The organism is Variovorax sp. VNK109, assembly GCF_049445855.1.
GTDB lineage: Bacteria > Pseudomonadota > Gammaproteobacteria > Burkholderiales > Burkholderiaceae_C > JAGOCV01.
In genome coordinates, this window is record NZ_JBMSDV010000001.1 from 686,751 (window position 1) to 702,989 (window position 16,239).

Annotated in this window: 17 protein-coding genes; 1 reads left to right on the forward strand and 16 read right to left on the reverse strand. The window is 64.4% G+C overall.

The window, feature by feature from the left end; translation table 11 throughout:
- Window positions 1-9: 9 nt before the first annotated feature.
- The 4 genes from ACO2Q9_RS03370 to ACO2Q9_RS03385 form a co-directional block, all read right to left on the reverse strand.
- A complete protein-coding gene (locus ACO2Q9_RS03370) occupies window positions 10-1,392 on the reverse strand; it encodes a TRAP transporter large permease (RefSeq protein ID WP_423308298.1) in 1,383 nt (460 codons plus the stop codon).
- Window positions 1,389-2,018: a TRAP transporter small permease subunit gene (locus ACO2Q9_RS03375; RefSeq protein WP_423308300.1), complete on the reverse strand. Its 630-nt coding sequence runs from the start codon at window positions 2,016-2,018 to the stop codon at window positions 1,389-1,391. Before ACO2Q9_RS03375 ends, ACO2Q9_RS03370 begins: the two co-directional genes overlap by 4 nt.
- Window positions 2,005-3,102, reverse strand: coding sequence for a TRAP transporter substrate-binding protein (locus ACO2Q9_RS03380; RefSeq protein WP_423308302.1), 1,098 nt, complete (start codon window positions 3,100-3,102; stop codon window positions 2,005-2,007). Before ACO2Q9_RS03380 ends, ACO2Q9_RS03375 begins: the two co-directional genes overlap by 14 nt.
- 285 nt (window positions 3,103-3,387) lie before the next feature.
- A complete protein-coding gene (locus tag ACO2Q9_RS03385; protein WP_423308304.1) occupies window positions 3,388-4,290 on the reverse strand; it encodes a LysR family transcriptional regulator in 903 nt (300 codons plus the stop codon).
- Between the two features lie 74 nt (window positions 4,291-4,364).
- Between ACO2Q9_RS03385 and pcp the strand changes: the two genes are divergently transcribed.
- Window positions 4,365-5,039, forward strand: coding sequence for a pyroglutamyl-peptidase I (pcp, locus tag ACO2Q9_RS03390; RefSeq protein ID WP_423308306.1), 675 nt, complete (start codon window positions 4,365-4,367; stop codon window positions 5,037-5,039).
- Here pcp and ACO2Q9_RS03395 read toward each other — a convergent pair.
- The 12 genes from ACO2Q9_RS03395 to ACO2Q9_RS03450 form a co-directional block, all read right to left on the reverse strand.
- On the reverse strand, window positions 5,016-5,423 hold the full coding sequence (locus tag ACO2Q9_RS03395; RefSeq protein ID WP_423308308.1) for a hypothetical protein: 408 nt from the start codon (window positions 5,421-5,423) through the stop codon (window positions 5,016-5,018). The genes pcp and ACO2Q9_RS03395 overlap by 24 nt on opposite strands.
- Window positions 5,424-5,436: 13 nt before the next feature.
- Window positions 5,437-5,769, reverse strand: a complete 333-nt coding sequence (locus tag ACO2Q9_RS03400; RefSeq protein ID WP_423308310.1) for a hypothetical protein — start codon at window positions 5,767-5,769, stop codon at window positions 5,437-5,439.
- Between the two features lie 13 nt (window positions 5,770-5,782).
- The gene (locus ACO2Q9_RS03405) at window positions 5,783-6,070 is read right to left on the reverse strand and encodes a hypothetical protein (RefSeq protein ID WP_423308312.1); all 288 of its coding nucleotides are present in this window, start codon (window positions 6,068-6,070) and stop codon (window positions 5,783-5,785) included.
- Between the two features lie 108 nt (window positions 6,071-6,178).
- Complete coding sequence (dcd, locus tag ACO2Q9_RS03410; protein ID WP_423308314.1) at window positions 6,179-6,745, reverse strand: dCTP deaminase; 567 nt, start codon at window positions 6,743-6,745, stop codon at window positions 6,179-6,181.
- A 46-nt stretch (window positions 6,746-6,791) separates the two neighbouring features.
- Window positions 6,792-8,078, reverse strand: coding sequence for a guanine deaminase (guaD, locus tag ACO2Q9_RS03415; RefSeq protein WP_423308316.1), 1,287 nt, complete (start codon window positions 8,076-8,078; stop codon window positions 6,792-6,794).
- 91 nt (window positions 8,079-8,169) lie between these two features.
- Entirely contained in the window at window positions 8,170-9,267 is a 1,098-nt protein-coding gene (locus ACO2Q9_RS03420) for a BMP family ABC transporter substrate-binding protein (RefSeq protein ID WP_423308318.1), read from the reverse strand.
- Between the two features lie 100 nt (window positions 9,268-9,367).
- A complete protein-coding gene (locus ACO2Q9_RS03425) occupies window positions 9,368-10,411 on the reverse strand; it encodes an adenosine deaminase (protein ID WP_423308320.1) in 1,044 nt (347 codons plus the stop codon).
- A 104-nt stretch (window positions 10,412-10,515) separates the two neighbouring features.
- Complete coding sequence (locus ACO2Q9_RS03430; protein WP_423308322.1) at window positions 10,516-11,670, reverse strand: BMP family ABC transporter substrate-binding protein; 1,155 nt, start codon at window positions 11,668-11,670, stop codon at window positions 10,516-10,518.
- 75 nt (window positions 11,671-11,745) lie between these two features.
- On the reverse strand, window positions 11,746-12,666 hold the full coding sequence (locus ACO2Q9_RS03435; RefSeq protein ID WP_423308324.1) for an ABC transporter permease: 921 nt from the start codon (window positions 12,664-12,666) through the stop codon (window positions 11,746-11,748).
- Entirely contained in the window at window positions 12,666-13,736 is a 1,071-nt protein-coding gene (locus ACO2Q9_RS03440; protein WP_423308326.1) for an ABC transporter permease, read from the reverse strand. The genes ACO2Q9_RS03435 and ACO2Q9_RS03440 overlap by 1 nt, the downstream gene beginning before the upstream one ends.
- Complete coding sequence (locus tag ACO2Q9_RS03445) at window positions 13,723-15,249, reverse strand: ABC transporter ATP-binding protein (protein WP_423308328.1); 1,527 nt, start codon at window positions 15,247-15,249, stop codon at window positions 13,723-13,725. The genes ACO2Q9_RS03440 and ACO2Q9_RS03445 overlap by 14 nt, the downstream gene beginning before the upstream one ends.
- A gap of 18 nt (window positions 15,250-15,267) precedes the next feature.
- A complete protein-coding gene (locus ACO2Q9_RS03450) occupies window positions 15,268-16,197 on the reverse strand; it encodes a LysR family transcriptional regulator (RefSeq protein WP_423308330.1) in 930 nt (309 codons plus the stop codon).
- Window positions 16,198-16,239 lie beyond the last annotated feature (42 nt).

Below are 16,239 nucleotides of genomic sequence, written 5' to 3' on the forward strand. Positions count from 1 at the left end.
TTCCATCCGCTACATGAGCACGCCTGGCAGCCACAGCGCGATGCCGGGCACCAGCATCAGGATCAGTACGGCGACGATGTAGACCGCCATGAACGGCATGACGCCGGCGAACACGTCGGTGATCGGGCCGGGCTGGCGGCGCATGCCCTGCAGGACGTAGAGCACGGTGCCGTCGGGCGGGCTGATCATCGCGATCTCGACCAGCATCGTGATGACCACGCCGAACCAGACCGGGTCGTAGCCCAGCGCCTTGACCACGGGAAACAGGAGCGGCACCGTGGTAATCACCATCGACGTGCCTTCCATGAACGTGCCCAGCGCCAGGTAGAAGCCGATGATGAGCAGCATCACGCCCCAGTCGGGAAAGGGAAGTCCGCCCATGAACTGCGCCAGCATCTGCGGAATGCCCAGCGACGACAGGATGTAGTTGAGGAAGTAGGCACCGAAGAGGATGAGCCCGATCATCGACGTGGTGCGCGCGGTCGAAATCATCGAGTCGTAGATCAGTCGCCAGCTGAGGCGTCGCTCGACCAGCGCGAGCACGATCGCGCCCGCCACGCCCAGCGCCGCCGATTCGGTCGGCGTGGCAAAGCCTGCGTAGATGGTGCCCAGCACCAGTCCGATGAGCAGCAGCGTGGGCAACAAGTCGAGCAGACTGTGCAGCCGCTCGCCCGGTTGCCAGCGCGCACCGCCGCCGCCGAGCTTGTAGCGCACACCATAGAAGCAGATGACCAGCGTGAACAACGCGACCACCAGAAGGCTGGGCCCGACAGCCGCAAGGTAGAGCGCGCCCACCGAGGTTTCCGTGATGAGCCCGTAAACGATGAACGACAGGCCAGGCGGAATGAGATTGCCCAGTGCGCCACCGGCCGCAAGGGACCCGAGGACCAGTCGCGGCGGATACTTCGATTTCTCGAAATAGGGCATGGCGACGGAACCCATCGTGGCTGCGGTTGCGACGCTGGAACCGGCGATCGCCGAGAACAGGCTGCACGACAGGATGTTGGTGTGCAGCAATCCACCCGGCAGGCCGCGCACCCAGACATTGAGTCCGCGATACAGCCGCTCGGAAAGGCCGGCGCGCAACATGATTTCGCCCATGAGCAGAAAAAGCGGCACTGCCACCAGCACGAAGCTGGTGCTCGGCCCCCAGATCATTTGGCCGATGAAATTCCAGAACGGCCGCTCCGACATGAAGAAGCCCGCCAGCAGGGCCAGCGCGGACAGCGCGGCCCCGATGTAGATGCCGCTTGCGAAAAACGCAACGAACGCACCGAGGATGACGGCCAAAGCCCACCATGGCGCGCCAGAGGTATCCGGCAGCGTCACACCCAGCAAGCTGGCGATGCCGATGACGACACCCAGCAGGGCAATGAAGACGATGGCGATCACCGGCCGGCTCCACCTTCGCGCTCGCCGCGCGTGTCCTTGAGGCCTGCGGCTTCGACGGTTTCACGGGCCTCGTCTTCGTCGCTGCGCGACAGCAGCGCGCGGTCGATTTCAGGCAGACGGTCGCGCCACAGCCAGCGCAACGACCGGCACAGCAGCGCAACGCCCATGAGCACGAACAACAGGAAGCCCAGCGTCCAGATGCCTTGGGGAATGACAAGCGGCGTGCGCAGGCCCGACAGGTCGGTGGCATGCAGTTCCCACGACTCCCAGGTGAGCATCACGGCACCGTAGGCCATGAAGCCGGCGGTGATCAGCAAAGCGGCAAGCGCCACCAGATGCAAACCCACGCGCCAGCCCAGCGGCAGCTTCTGGACGAGTACATCGATGCGCACATGCGCGCGCGCTTCCAGGGTGCCGGCCAGACCCAGCGTCATGCCGATGGCCAGCAGGTAGCCGGTGAGCTCGGCGGTCGCTGCGGTGGAAAAGCCCAACATCCGCCGAGCGACGATATCGAACAGGATGATGGCGGTCATCAGCAGGTAGCCGATGCCCGCCAGCGCGAGGCCCCATTTGCCGAACGCGGAGACGCCGCGGCTCAGGAGGCCTGTCGCTTCAGCGCTGGACATACGGAATGCCGGTGATCGGCGCGATCGTTTCCGTGTAGACCTGCGCACATTGCGGACCACAGCGCTTGATCCAGCCCGGCAGCACCTCTTCGGACACGGCCTTGCGGATGGCGGGCACCACTTCCGGACCGCTCTTCACTTCGACCATCGGCTTGCGGCCGAGCGTATGCAGCTTGCAGCCCTCGGCTTTTCCGATGTTGCAGTCGATGCCGTCCTGCGTGGCCATTGCGCCGAGCTGCCATTGACGCTCCTCGATTTCGGCGAATGTCTTCTCCAGCAGCGCCTTCACTTCCGGCGCCTGCTTGTTCCACCAGGCCAGATTGACGAAGTAGCCGGCGGTGGACCACGACACCGATTGCGTCAGCAGGTGCGTGGACACTTCGTTCCACTTCACGCCGTTGCCGCTGCCTGACCCGGTCATGGCGCAGTCGACGGTCCCGCGCTCGAGCGCGGCATACACCTCACCGAATGCCACCGACACAGGCTGGCCTCCCAGTGCCTTGATCATGTCTGCCGCAGACGGGCCATTGCCGCGCACCTTGAGGCCCTTGAGGTCGGCCAGCGACGCGACCGGCTTGTTGCAGAAGAGCATCTGCCCGGAGAAGGGATAGAGCGCGAGGATCTTGATGCCGAGCTTTTCGAGGTCGCGGTTGGCAATCGGCTTGATGGCATTGGACACCTTGCGCGCCTGCTCGATCGTGAGGTTCATGCCAGCGATGTCGCCACCGTCGAGGATGGGAACATCGCCCGACACCACGGTGAGCGCCGCTGCGGCGATTTCGACCTGCCCGGCGCGCACCAGCCGCAGAACTTCAGGGCCGTTGACGTTGCGCTCGGGCCACGTGGCCAGCGTCACTTCGACACGTCCGGCGCTCTGTTGCTTGAGGCCGTCGCGCAGCAAGGGCTGATCGACACGCGTGTATTGCGGAATGGTAGGCGCAACCTGCGTGATGGCCGTGATGGAAACCTTGGGGCCGGCCGGAAAGCTTTGTGCCTGCGCGGCACCGCAGGCTGTTGCGACCAGCGCAGCGCACAGCAAGGTACGCGCGAACGAGACACCGGAATTGAACGGATGGAATTGCATGGCGAAGACTCCTGAAGTGGAAACGTCGGAAGGACTGTCTTCGTGGATTGCAAATTGCAGGCCAGATTCTCACAAGAAAAATAACTGATTCAAAGAAAAATCAATGTTCCATTAACTACATGATTTAAATCATGTTTTTTTGAAATTCACTTTTCTCAATGACACGTTCACAAGTAAATATTGGATTCCATGAAAAGAAAAATTTATCAAGTGTGCCGCATGCACCAAAGCAGATTCAGGCGGTAGATGCAACGCCCCAAAAAAGACGCTGCGTGCCGGAACCCGTCAGCCCGGCTCGTTGGTGTTGTGGTCGTTCGCGATGGCGACGATGCTCTCCACCACGGAAGCGATCGCCACGGATGAAGGATCGTCCCGGTAGATGACGAACAGTGGCAGCGAGGGCAAGGGTTGGGGCGTCTCGATCAACTGGAGTCGCCGTGAGGCGAGCAAGGGCTCCACCATGTCGCGTGGCAAGGTGGCGGTGCCGAACCCGCTTTCGACCAGGCGCAACATGGCGGAAAGCGATGAGATGCCATGGACATGGTGCGGCGTCACCCCTGCTGTGCCGAACAAATCCATCATCGCGCCCTGTGTGGGTGAGCCGCGCTGGAAAGTCAGTATCTGCCGCTCCGCGAGTTCGGGCAACGGCACGGCGACGGCGTCGCCCCGTGCGTCGTCACGCCGCTGCACAAACACCATCTCGAGCGGAGGCAATGCGCGGTAGCGGATGCCGTCCCCTCCGGCCGGCGACGCAAGAATTGCGATGTCCAGAATGCCGCGGCGGAAAAGCTGTTCCAGCAGCGGCGTGTTTTCAATCGTCAGTTCGAGTTCGGTGTCGGCCAGATCGACCTGGAGGGCACCCAACAACGGCAGCAACCAGGTGTGCGTGACGGTTTCGATGGAACCGAGTCGCAGCACAGGCAGTCCAGGATCGGCAACATCGAGGTCACGCCGGATGTCCCGCTCCATGTTGAGCATGCGCTTGGCGTGCGGCAGGAGGCGCTGCCCCGCCGGCGAAATGGTCAGCCGGCGGTCGTGCCTGTCGAAGAGTTGCGTCTTCATCTCCTGCTCGAGGGACGCAATTCGGCTGGACACACCCGCCTGCGTGAGCGTCAGCTTCTCGGCCGCACGCGTCACACTGCCCAGCGTGGCGACCCAGTAGAAGGCCTCGAGAAATCGGAGATTCATGGCCGGGAATGATACGGGCCTGATACGGGTTCTACAGGTCGTCGCCTGGGGCCATGCTGCGCTAAAGTGCGCGCATGCCCCGCCTCAAAGCCACACCGCGCCCTACGCTGCCCGCGGTCTTGCTGACCGGTTTCGACCCGTTCGGCGGCGACGCTGTCAACCCGAGCTGGCTGGCCGTCCAGGCGCTCCATGGCCGACGCATCCTCGGGCACAGGATTATCGCGGCCCGATTGCCGACCGTGTTCGGCGATTCACTGATCGCCCTGCGCGCGTTGCTGCGCGAGCACAGGCCCGCACTGGTCATCTGCGTGGGGCAGGCCGGCGGACGCACCGCGTTGTCCATGGAGCGCGTTGCCATCAATGTCGACGATGCACGCATTCCCGACAACGCTGCCCGCCAGCCGATCGACGCGCCCGTGGTGCCGGGTGCGCCGGCGGCGTATTTCTCGACACTGCCCATCAAGGCCATGCATGCCGCGTTGCAGCGCGCCGGCATTCCGGGCGAGGTGTCCCAGACAGCGGGCACATTCGTCTGCAACCATGTGTTTTTCGGATTGATGCATCTGCTGGCCACGCAACGCGGCATGCGCAAGGTGCGTGGCGGTTTCGTGCATGTGCCGTGGCTGCCGGAGCAAGGTGTGCCCAGCTTGCCGCTCGCGGTGATCACGGAGGGCCTGGCGATCGCCGTGCGCGCAGCGTTGCGCCAGACGTCGGGCGATCAAGCCCTAGGTGCCGGAGCCACGCACTAGCGTCACAGGCAGCTTCACCGGCACGAACGTTTCGTCGGCCGGCTGGAATGCCCCCGTCTGCAGGGGAGCCGTGCCCGCATCGGGCCAACCCGGGCCTTTGCTGCGCGGCACCTTGTCCTGGGGTACGTGCGCTGCCAGCACCCTGTTGCGACAGCGGTCCGACTCGAAGGCCGTGCTCATGTCGTTGCAACGCACGAGTTGCATACGGAGCGCGCCGATTCCCGCCGTACGCTCGTCGGACTTCCTGACCTGGCTCTGGGCAACGGCCCCGAACGTGACCAGCAGTACGACGATCAGCAGCACACCGCCTGCGATCAGTGCAGGCTGATGGGGCAATTTCCCGAGCCAGTCGTTCACACGGTTCTCGACGCGATCGATCCACATGGCGTCACCTCTCTCAGTGATGAACGCCGGCGCGGGCATCGCCGCCTGAAACGGCAGCCTGCGCGGCGTCGAAGAATCCGAAGAGCTGCACCGCGAGGCTCCGCAGGCGCTCGTCCCCGCTGCTGTGCGCGAGCGACAGCTGTTCGAGGGCGTAATGCGTGTCGCCCAGCATCATGTCGGCACTCACGCACTTGCCATGTGTCGCCATCTGCATGGTGAAAGCACGCAGCAGGTCGCACGGCCAGTAGTGGCCCTGGTTGTCAGCGGGCCGCCAGAGCGGAACGCTCTGGAAGACTGCATGCGAAGGGGCTTGGGCGGGGGATGTCGAAAGGGAGGATCGAAGCATGGCGTACTCCTTGTCATCGAATGGCGTTGACCGGGACCATCACACTCACGGAACTGCGGATCGGGTGCGCCGGCTCATGCGTCCCGCCGGTCTGCGCCTGCATCGGCGTCTTGACCGAGTCTTCGGAAGCCACGGTCAGCACGTTCGCGTCCGGCTGGAGCGATGCGATCTGGCCGAGCGCAACCATCAGGGAAACAACCAGCGTCGTAGCGGCCAGAACCAGCAGGGTGCCGGCGGAAACATCGCTGAGCAGTGACTTGATCCAGGTGAACATGGTGGCCTCGCTTGAAGATGGCTCCATGCTAGGTAGCCGCCATGACAGCCGATATGGCTGGCGGCTGAAGGCCGTGTAGGACAACTGCGACGGCCTGTAACAGACGCCGCTGTCAGCGGCGCGGCGGCCGGTTCCTCACGCCTTGGGCAGCGTCACGCCGTGCTGGCCCTGATATTTTCCGCCGCGGTCCTTGTAACTGACCTCGCAGACCTCGTCGCTCTCGAAGAACAGCACCTGCGCGCAACCTTCGCCCGCGTAGATCTTGGCGGGCAGCGGCGTGGTGTTGGAGAACTCCAGCGTCACATAACCTTCCCACTCGGGCTCGAACGGCGTGACGTTCACGATGATCCCGCAGCGGGCATAGGTGCTCTTGCCCAGGCAGATGGTCAACACGTTGCGCGGGATGCGGAAATACTCCACCGTGCGCGCCAGCGCGAAGCTGTTGGGCGGGATGATGCAATAGTCACCGTGAAAGTCGACAAAGCTTTTCTCGTCGAAGTTCTTCGGGTCCACCACCGTGCTGTGGATGTTGGTGAACACCTTGAATTCGGGTGCGCAACGGATGTCGTAGCCATAGCTGCTGGTACCGTAGCTGATGATCTTCTTGCCGTCTGCCTGCCGTACCTGACCAGGCTCGAACGGCTCGATCATTCCATGCTGCTCCGCCATGCGGCGGATCCACTTGTCGCTCTTGATGGTCATGCTGGGAATCCCTCGGAATCTGGGGATTGTAGGAGGCGCAGCCCGGTCAACCGCCCTGCCCCGCAATCACCGTCCGCTCCACCAGCCGGTCGTCGCCCAGCACGATCATCGCGAAAAGCAACTCGTCCAGATTGCGCGCAACCGAGGTCTTGCGGGCGAGCATCGGCGTGGCCTTCGGGTTCAGCACGATGAAGTCGGCCTCGCAGCCGCGCTGCAGGTTGCCGATGACGCCTGCCAGGCCCAGAGCCTTGGCGGCCCCGCCGGTGTGCTGCCACCACAGGTTCTGGGGCGACAGGGAGAGGCCGGGCTTTGTCTGGCCTTCACGGCCCACGTAGTAGGCGGCGAGCATGGTGTGGAACGGGCTGAAGCTGGTGCCGCCGCCCACGTCGCTGGCGAGGCCGTAGTGGTAGCCGATGCGCTGCGCGCCTTCGTAGTCGAAGAAGCCGCTGCCCAGGAACAGGTTGCTGGTCGGGCTGACGGCGGCGGCGGCGCCGGTGCGGCGCATGAGCGCTCGGTCGTCATCGTCGAAGTGGATGCAATGCGCGTAGATGGACCGCTCGCGCATGAGCCCGAAGTCGTCGTACACCGCAAGGTAGCTGCGCGACTTGGGAAACAGCTCGCGCACCCACTTCACTTCGTCCAGGTTCTCGGCCACGTGCGACTGGATCCAGACGTCGCGGTAACGCACGGCCAGTTCGCCCGCACCCGCCAGCTGCGCGTCGGTGCAACTGGGCGCGAAGCGCGGCGTGATGGCGTAGCCCAGGCGTCCGTTGTTGTGCCACTTGTTGATGAGGTTCTCGGTGTCGATCAGGCTCTGCTCGGTCTGGTCGCGCACGCCGTCGGGGCTGTGGCGGTCCTGCAGGCATTTGCCGGTGATCATGCGCAGGCCGCGTGCCTGCGAAGCGCCGAAGAACGCATCCACCGATTGCGGATGCGAGGTGGAGAACGTCAGCGCCGTGGTGACGCCGTTGCGCAGCAGTTCGTCGAGGAACACCTCGGCTACAGCGCGCGCGTAGTCCTCGTCGGCAAAGCGGCTTTCGTGGGGGAAGGTGTAGTCCTCCAGCCAGGGCAGCAGCCCGGCTGACGGCGCGCCGATCACGTCGGTCTGCGGATAGTGGATGTGCAGGTCGACGAAGCCCGGCGCGATGATGCGGCCCGGCAGGTGCGCCACCGAGACGCCCGGATACAGGCTGGCGAACGAGGTCCACGCGCCCACGTCCCGCACCACGGGTTGGCCCTTCGCGTCCGGCCCGGTCAACAGGTAGCCGTCTTCGTCGAAGACGGCGTTTCCGGCATCGTCGAAACGGAGAATGGAGGCGCGGTAGGCTTTCATGGTGGAGCAGCTTAGCGTGGGCAGGTGTTCACTTGCATATGCCGTGCCGGATAAGGTGTATCCGGCAGCGATGCGCCGGCCTGACGCTGACCTAGCGGACCTTGCCCTGCACGCCCTCGACCAGCCAGTTCATGTTGAGGATCTGCTCGTCCGTCAGCGCCTGGCCGCGTGGGATGACTTCCTTGCCCTCGTTGTCGCGCACGGCATCTGCAACAGCCCGGAAGGGGGACAGCCTGCCTGCGGCGATGTCGGCCTGTCGCGCCAGCACTTCGTCCTGCACATTCTTCGGCACCTTCGGCCCGAAAGCGCCGACGCGGATCATTCCTTCCTTCACACCACCCCAGACGCTGCCGCTCTTCCAGCTGCCGTCCAGCGCGGCGCGGGTGCGCTGCGTGTAGTACTCGCCCCACTGGTGCGTGACGGCGGCGATCTGCGCGTCCGGCGCGACCTTGCGCATGTCGGAGTGATAGGCCACAGCCATCTTGCCACGCTCCTGCGCAGCGGCCATGACGGCGGTGGAACCGGTATGGAAGGCCACCACGTCCACGTCCTGGTTGAACAGCGTCATCGCGGCATCGCGCTCGCGCGGCGGGTCGAACCAGGCGTTGAGCCAGATCACCTTCGTCGTCGCCTTCGGATTCACCGAGCGCATGCCCAGCGTGAACGCATTGATGCCTTGCAGCACTTCGGGAATCGGAAAGCCCGCGACATAACCGGCGACATTGCTTTGCGTCATGCGGCCCGCAGCGACCCCGGCGAGGTACCGGCCTTCGTAGTAACGCGCGTTGGCGGCCGCCACGTTGGGAGCGGTCTTGTAGCCGGTGATGGATTCGAACTTCACGTCCGGGAAGTCCTTCGCCACTTTGAGCGTCGGCTCCATGTAGCCGAAGCTCGGCGTGAAGATGAGCTTGTGGCCCTGCTGCGCGAGGTCGCGGATGACGCGTTCGGCATCGGCGCCTTCGGGCACGTTCTCGACGAAGGTGGTCTTCACCCTGTCGCCGAGCGTCGCCTGCACGGTCTGGCGGCCTTCCTCATGCTGGCGGACCCAGCCCATGTCGCCCAAGGGCGCGACGTAGACAAAGCCGACCTTCAATGGCTCGGGAGCCCTGGCGGTCTGTGCAATGGAAAGACTGGAGAAAGAAAAGAAAAAACTGGCGGCCGCGACAGCGGCTGCGAGGTTTTTGTACATGGTGGTCCTCTACATGGCCCCGGCGTTGAACAGAAGGATGCGAGCCGCCCGGTGGCTGCGACTCGCAGGGCCGCCATTGTCTCAGATGGCGGCGGAGCCCTCAGATGGCGTCGAAGTACGCGTCCACCGCGTCGATGAAGCGGCGCTTCTGAGAAGCATCGGCGAAGCTCGCTTCGAAGCTGTTGCGCGCCAGCGTGTAGGCGTGCTGCGCGGTCAGGCGCGTCGCGGCGAAGGTCTGAAGGTAGTTGTCGTTGACATAGCCGCCGAAGTAGGCCGGGTCGTCGGAGTTCACGGTCGCCACCAGGCCGGCGTCGAGCAGCGCGCCCAGGTTGTGCTGCGCAAGCGTGGGGAACACGCAGAGCTTGAGGTTGGAGAGCGGGCACACGGTCAGCGGGATGCGGTCCTTCGCGAGTCGGGCCATCAGCGCTGCATCTTTCACCGACTGCACGCCATGGTCGATGCGCTCGGCATGCAGCACATCCAGTGCACTCCAAACATACGCCGGCGGCCCTTCTTCGCCCGCATGCGCGACGATGTGCAGGCCGAGTTCGCGGCATCGCGCAAACACGCGCGCGAATTTTTCCGGCGGGTGGCCCACCTCGCTCGAATCGAGCCCCACGCCGATGAACAGGTCGCGGTACGGCATCGCCTGCTCCAGCGTTTCGAGCGCGTCTTTCTCGCTCAGATGCCGCAGGAAACAGAGGATGAGCGTCGCGCTCACGCCCAGCTGTGTCCGGGCGTCGGCGCAGGCGCGATGCAGGCCTTTCACCACCTTCTCCATGCTCACACCGCGCGCGGTGTGTGTCTGCGGGTCGAAGAAGATTTCGGTATGGAGCACGTTGTCGGCCTTCGCCTTGAGCAGGTAGGCCCAGGCCATGTCGTAGAAGTCCTGTTCGCGGATCAGCACGCTCGCGCCCGCGTAGTAGATGTCCAGAAAACTCTGCAGGTTGCTGAAGGCGTAAGCCTTGCGCAACTCTTCCACGCTCGTATAGGGAATGGCGATGCCGTTGCGCTGCGCCAGCGAGAAGATGAGTTCGGGCTCGAGCGAGCCCTCGATGTGGATGTGCAGCTCGGCTTTGGGCATGCCGGCCAGCACGGCGGGCAAGGGATCCACGGGCAAATGATCGAAGGAGAAGTTGTTCATCGCGGCTTTCATCCGGTTTGCCCGGCATTGGCATTCACTCCAATGATGCGCTTCAAACGAAAAGAGCCGCACGAATGCGGCTCTTTCCAGACAGGCGGCCGATGTTACTTGGCGCCTGGTACCTTGCCTTCCACGCCCTTGACGTAGAAGTTGATGCCGCCGAGGAATTTCTCGTCGGCCACGGCGTCCTTGGCGATCAGTTCCTTGCCGTCCTGGCCCACGATCGGACCCTTCCAGATCACGAACGAACCATCGGTCAGGCCCTTCTTGATCTCGGCGATCTTCGTCTTGGTTTCCTCGGGCACGTCAGCAGCGATGGACACCATGTCGATCGCGCCTTCCTTCACGCCCCACCAGCTGCCCTGGTTGGTCCACTTGCCTTCCAGTGCGTCCTTGGCGGCCTTGATGTAGTACGGGCCCCAGTTGATGATGGCCGAACCCAGGTGGGCCTTCGGGCCGTAGGCGGTCATGTCGGAATCCCAGCCGAAGGCGCGCTTGTTCATCTTCTCTGCCGTCTGCAGCACAGCCGACGAGTCGGTGTTCTGCATCAGCACGTCGGCGCCGCCGTTGATCAGGGCGGTGGCGGCTTCGGTTTCCTTCGGCGGGTTGAACCATTCGTTCACCCACACCACCTTGGTCTTGACCTTCGGGTTCACCGACTGCGCGCCCATGGTGAAGCTGTTGATGTTGCGGATCACTTCAGGAATCGGGATCGAGGCCACGACGCCGAGCGTGTTGCTCTTGGTCATCTTGCCTGCGATCACGCCAGCCATGTAGGCACCTTCGTAGGTGCGGCTGTCGTAGGTGCGCATGTTGTCGGCGTTCTTGTAGCCGGTGGCGTGTTCGAACTTCACGTCCTTGAAGTCGCCTGCGACCTTGAGCATGGGCTCCATGTAGCCGAAGGTCGTGCCGAAGATCAGCTTGTTGCCTTGCGAAGCCATGTCGCGGATGACGCGCTCGGCGTCAGCGGACTCGGGCACCTTCTCGACGTAGCTCGTGACGACCTTGTCGCCCAGTTCCTTTTCCAGTGCCTTGCGCCCGTTGTCGTGTGCGAAGGTCCAGCCGCCGTCGCCCACCGGGCCGACGTAGGCAAACGCGATCTTCAGCGGTTCGGGCTTCGGAGCCGGTGCGGGCGCAGCGGCGGCCGGCGCCGGGGCGGGCGCGGGCTCTTCCTTCTTGCCGCAGCCGATGAGGGCTGCAGCGGCCACTGCGGAGAGCGCAGCGACCTTGAGCATCGAACGTTTGTTCAGGTCAGTCATGTCTTTATCCTTGAGGAGACGTTGGCGGTTGGTGGTTGGAAAACTCGATTATGAGCGTGAAAAACCGGCTCTATTTCAAGAGCCCGGGTAGAAAGGTTTGCCCAGCGACGCCGGCATGTTGATGCGGATCCACGCCGGGTTGCGCGAGATCAGGGCGAGCACGACGATGGTGGCAACGTAAGGCAGCATGGACAGGAATTGCGTGGGTACATCGACGCCGATGCCCTGCAGGTGGAACTGCAGCATGGTCACGCCGCCGAACAGGTAAGCACCGAGCAAGACACGTGCCGGACGCCAGGTCGCGAACGTGGTGAGCGCCAGCGCGATCCAGCCCTTGCCGGCCACCATGCCCTCCACCCACAGCGGTGTGTAGACCACCGAGATGTACGCGCCAGACAGCCCGCACAACGCGCCGCCCGCAACCACGGCTGCCAGCCGGATGCGCCGCACCGGATAGCCCAGTGCATGCGACGACTCGGGCGACTCGCCCACCGAACGCAGCACCAGGCCGGCGCGCGAGCGGTACAGGAACCAGATCAGCCACGCCGCGATCGCCACCGTCAGGTAGACCATCGGATGCTGGCGGAACAGCGCCGGGCCCACGAGAGGGATGTCGGCCAGCACGGGAATGGCGAACTGCATGCGTTCGGGCAGCTTTTCCTGCACATAGCTGATGCCTGCAAAGGCCGAGAACCCTGTGCCGAACAGGCTCAGCGCGAGGCCCGTGGCGTACTGGTTGGTGTTGAGCCAGATCACGAGCACACCGAAGATGGCGGCCAGCAAGGCACCCGCACCCGCACCCGCCGCAAAGCCGGCCCAATCGCTGCCCGTGTGCACCACGGCCGCAAAACCGGCGATGGCCGCGCAGAGCATCATGCCCTCCGCCCCCAGATTGACGATGCCTGCCTTCTCGTTGATGAGCAGGCCGAGCGCGGCAATGGCAAGCACGGTGCCCGCGTTGAGCGTGGCAGCCAGCAGCAGTGCGTACGATTCCATCAGACACCGCCTTTCTTCAGCGAGAATTTCACCCGGTAGGCAATCAGCGTGTCGCAAGCCAGCAGCGCGAACAGCAGCAGCCCCTGGAACACACCCGTGAGCGATTTGGGCAGGCCCAGGCGCGACTGCGCAAGCTCACCGCCGATGTAGAACATGCTCATCAGCACGGCAGAGAACACCATGCCCAGCGGATGCAGCCGTCCGACGAAGGCCACGATGATGGCCGCGAAGCCGTAGCCCGCCGGCACATAAGGCGTGAGCTGGCCGATCGGCCCCGCCACTTCCAGCGCCCCCGCCAGACCCGCCGCACCGCCCGAGATCAGCAACGCGATCCAGAGCGCGCGCCGCGACGAGAAGCCCGCGTACCGCGCCGCTGCCGGCGCAAGACCACCGACCTGCTGCGCGAATCCGGCACGCGTGCGGAACAGGAACACCCAAAGCGCGCCTGCGCCAACCAGCGCGATGATGAGCCCGATGCTCACGCGCGACCCGCTCATCAGGCGCGGGATCTGCGTCACCGACTCGAAGGTTTTCGTCTGCGGGAAGTTGTAGCCCGCCGGGTCTTTCCAGGGGCCGTAGACCATGTAGTTCAGGATGAGCGTGGCCACGTAGACCAGCATCAGGCTCACCAGGATTTCATTGGCGTTGAAGCGGTCGCGCAGCAGCGCCACCAACCCCGCCCACACCATGCCGCCGAGGATGCCCGCAAGCAGGATGGCCGGCACGATCCACGGGCCGGTGGTCTTGTCGGCCAGCAGCGCCATGCCACCCGCGGCCACCGCGCCCATGACGAACTGCCCTTCGGCGCCGATGTTCCAGACGTTGGAGCGAAAGCACACCGCAAGACCGAGCGCAATGATGAGCAACGGCGTCGCCTTCACCATCAGTTCGCTCAACGCGTACTTCGTCTTGATGGGTTCCCAGAAGAACACCTGCAGGCCACGGATCGGGTCCTTGCCCAGCGCGGCGAACAGGATGATGCCGACGATCACGGTGACCAGCAGCGCCAGCAGCGGCGAGCAGGCGCTCCAGAACTTCGACGGTTGTGGACGCGGTTCAAGCTTGAACATGCTCGGCCTCCGCATTGTTTTCCCACAGGCCGCTCATCCACTCGCCGATCTGCGCGACCGTTGCGTCCGCACGCTGGATGGAAGGCGACAACTTGCCCTTGGCAATGACGTGCAGCCGGTCACTGATTTCGAACAACTCGTCGAGCTCTTCGCTCACGACGAGCACGGCGCAACCCGCGTCACGCAGCGCAAGAATCTCGCCGCGGATCTGTGCCGACGCGCCGACATCCACGCCCCAGGTCGGCTGCGACACGATCAGCAGCTTGGGCGACGCGTCGATTTCGCGACCCACGATGAACTTCTGCAGGTTGCCGCCCGACAGCGACTTCGCCGCCGCATTCGGCCCGCCCGTCTTCACATTGAAGCGCGAGATGATGCCCTGCGCCTGCTTCTGCAAAGCACCGACTCGGATCCACCCGCCGCGCGAGATGGCGTCGTTGCGTGTGAGCATGAGGTTGTGTGCCAGGCCCACCGTCGGGACTGCGCCGCGCCCGAGCCTTTCCTCGGGGACGAAATGCACGCCCAGGCTGCGGCGTCGTCCGGGCCCGAGCTTGCCCACAGCCTGGCCGAACACCTCGATCATTCCGGCGTCCGCCCGGCGGTCTTCACCGGAAAGCGCATAGAGCAGCTCCTTCTGGCCGTTGCCCGACACGCCGGCAATGCCGACCACTTCACCCGACTGCACGTCCAGCGAAATGCCCCCCAGGTCCACTCCGAACTGGTCTTCGCGGGGCAGCGTGAGCGCGCGCACACGCAGCACCGTCGCGCCTGCGGTCGACTCACGGTGCGTGAGCGCCGGCGGCTCGGCGCCGATCATCAGTCGGCTCAACGACGCATTGCTTTCCTGGCGAGGATCGCACACGCCGGTCACCTTGCCACCGCGCAGCACGGTGCACGCAGTGCACAGCTCGCGGATTTCGTGCAGCTTGTGGCTGATGTAGAGGATGCTGCACCCTTCCGACGCCAGCTTCTTCAGCACGACGAACAGCTTCTCGACCGCCTGTGGCGTCAGCACCGAGGTCGGCTCGTCGAGGATGAGCAGGCGCGGGTCGGTGAGCAGCGCGCGGATGATCTCGACGCGCTGCATCTCGCCCACCGACAGCGTGTGCACCGGGCGCGAAGGGTCGATGTCCAGCCCGTATTCGCCAGCCTTGGCCACGATGCGCTGCGTCACGTCCGCGAGCTTGAGGCTCTTGTCCAGGCCGAGCCACACGTTCTCCGCCACGGTCAGCGTGTCGAACAGGCTGAAATGCTGGAACACCATGCTGATGCCCAACGCCCGCGCTTCCTGCGGATTGCGGATGTGCACCTGCTGGCCGTTGAAGCTCACGGTGCCCTCGTCGGGCTTGACCGAGCCGTAGATGATCTTCATCAGCGTGGACTTGCCGGCGCCGTTCTCACCGAGAACGGCGTGGGTTTCGCCGGGCTGCACCGTCAGCGACACGTCGCTGTTGGCCACGACCGCGGGGTAGCGCTTGGTGATGTGCGCGAGTTGTAGCCGTGGGGTGCTCATGTCTGTGTGGGCTCCTTGTTACTTCCTGAGCGCCGCCGCCACCGACTTGACGCGGTCGCGCAGCCACTTGGCGGAACTGGATGCATGCGTGCGCTCATGCCAGAGCTGGAAATACATCATGCGCGGGAATTCGACTGGACACGGCAGCACGGTCACCGGCAGCCGGTCCGTGAAGCGCTCGCAGTACTGGCGGCCGGTGGTCAGCACCAGCAGGCTTGAGGCAACCATGGCCGGGATCAGCCCGAAGTGCGGACAGCGCGCCGTGATGTTGCGCGCATGCCCCATGCCGTCCAGCAGGTCGTCGATGATGCCGCGCGCGCCGGGGTGCGTCGGCGTGGGGGCGATGTGCTCGGAGGCCAGCCACGTGCCGACGTCCCAGCCGCGCCGCACGGCCGGGTGGTCCTTTGCCACGAGCGAGACGACCTCGTCGCCGAAAAGCCGGCCCATGTGGAGGTCGTCCGGCGGTTTGAGCCAGTTGCCGATGACCACGTCCACGCGGCCTTGCGCCAGGTGGGCGCGGTAGTCCGAGTCGGCCGACAGCGGGTGGATCTCGATCTGGCACAGCGGTGCCAGCGTCTTGATCTGCGAGACGAGCTGGGGAAGGAACAGCGGATCCAGGTAGTCGCTGGCGGCGATGCGGAAGGTGTTCATCCCCGTTTGCGGGTCGAAGCCGCGCGCGTCGGCGAACATGACTTCGGCGGCACGAAGAATGCTCGCACTCGGCTCGATCATGCGCAGCGCGGCATCGGTAGGCACCATGCCGGAGCCTGAACGCACCAAAAGCGGATCACCCGCGAGTTCGCGCAGTCGCTTGAGCGAGGCGGACACGGCGGGCTGGTACATCCCCAGCCGGATGGCGGCCCGGGAAACGCTGCGTTCAGTCAACACGGTGTGCAAGACCCTTATGAGATGGAGGTCTATCTTGTCGAAAAGCGCTTCGGTTCTCATACCCGTGCCTGCATTCGCGTCATATGCAATCGCTTATGCCGG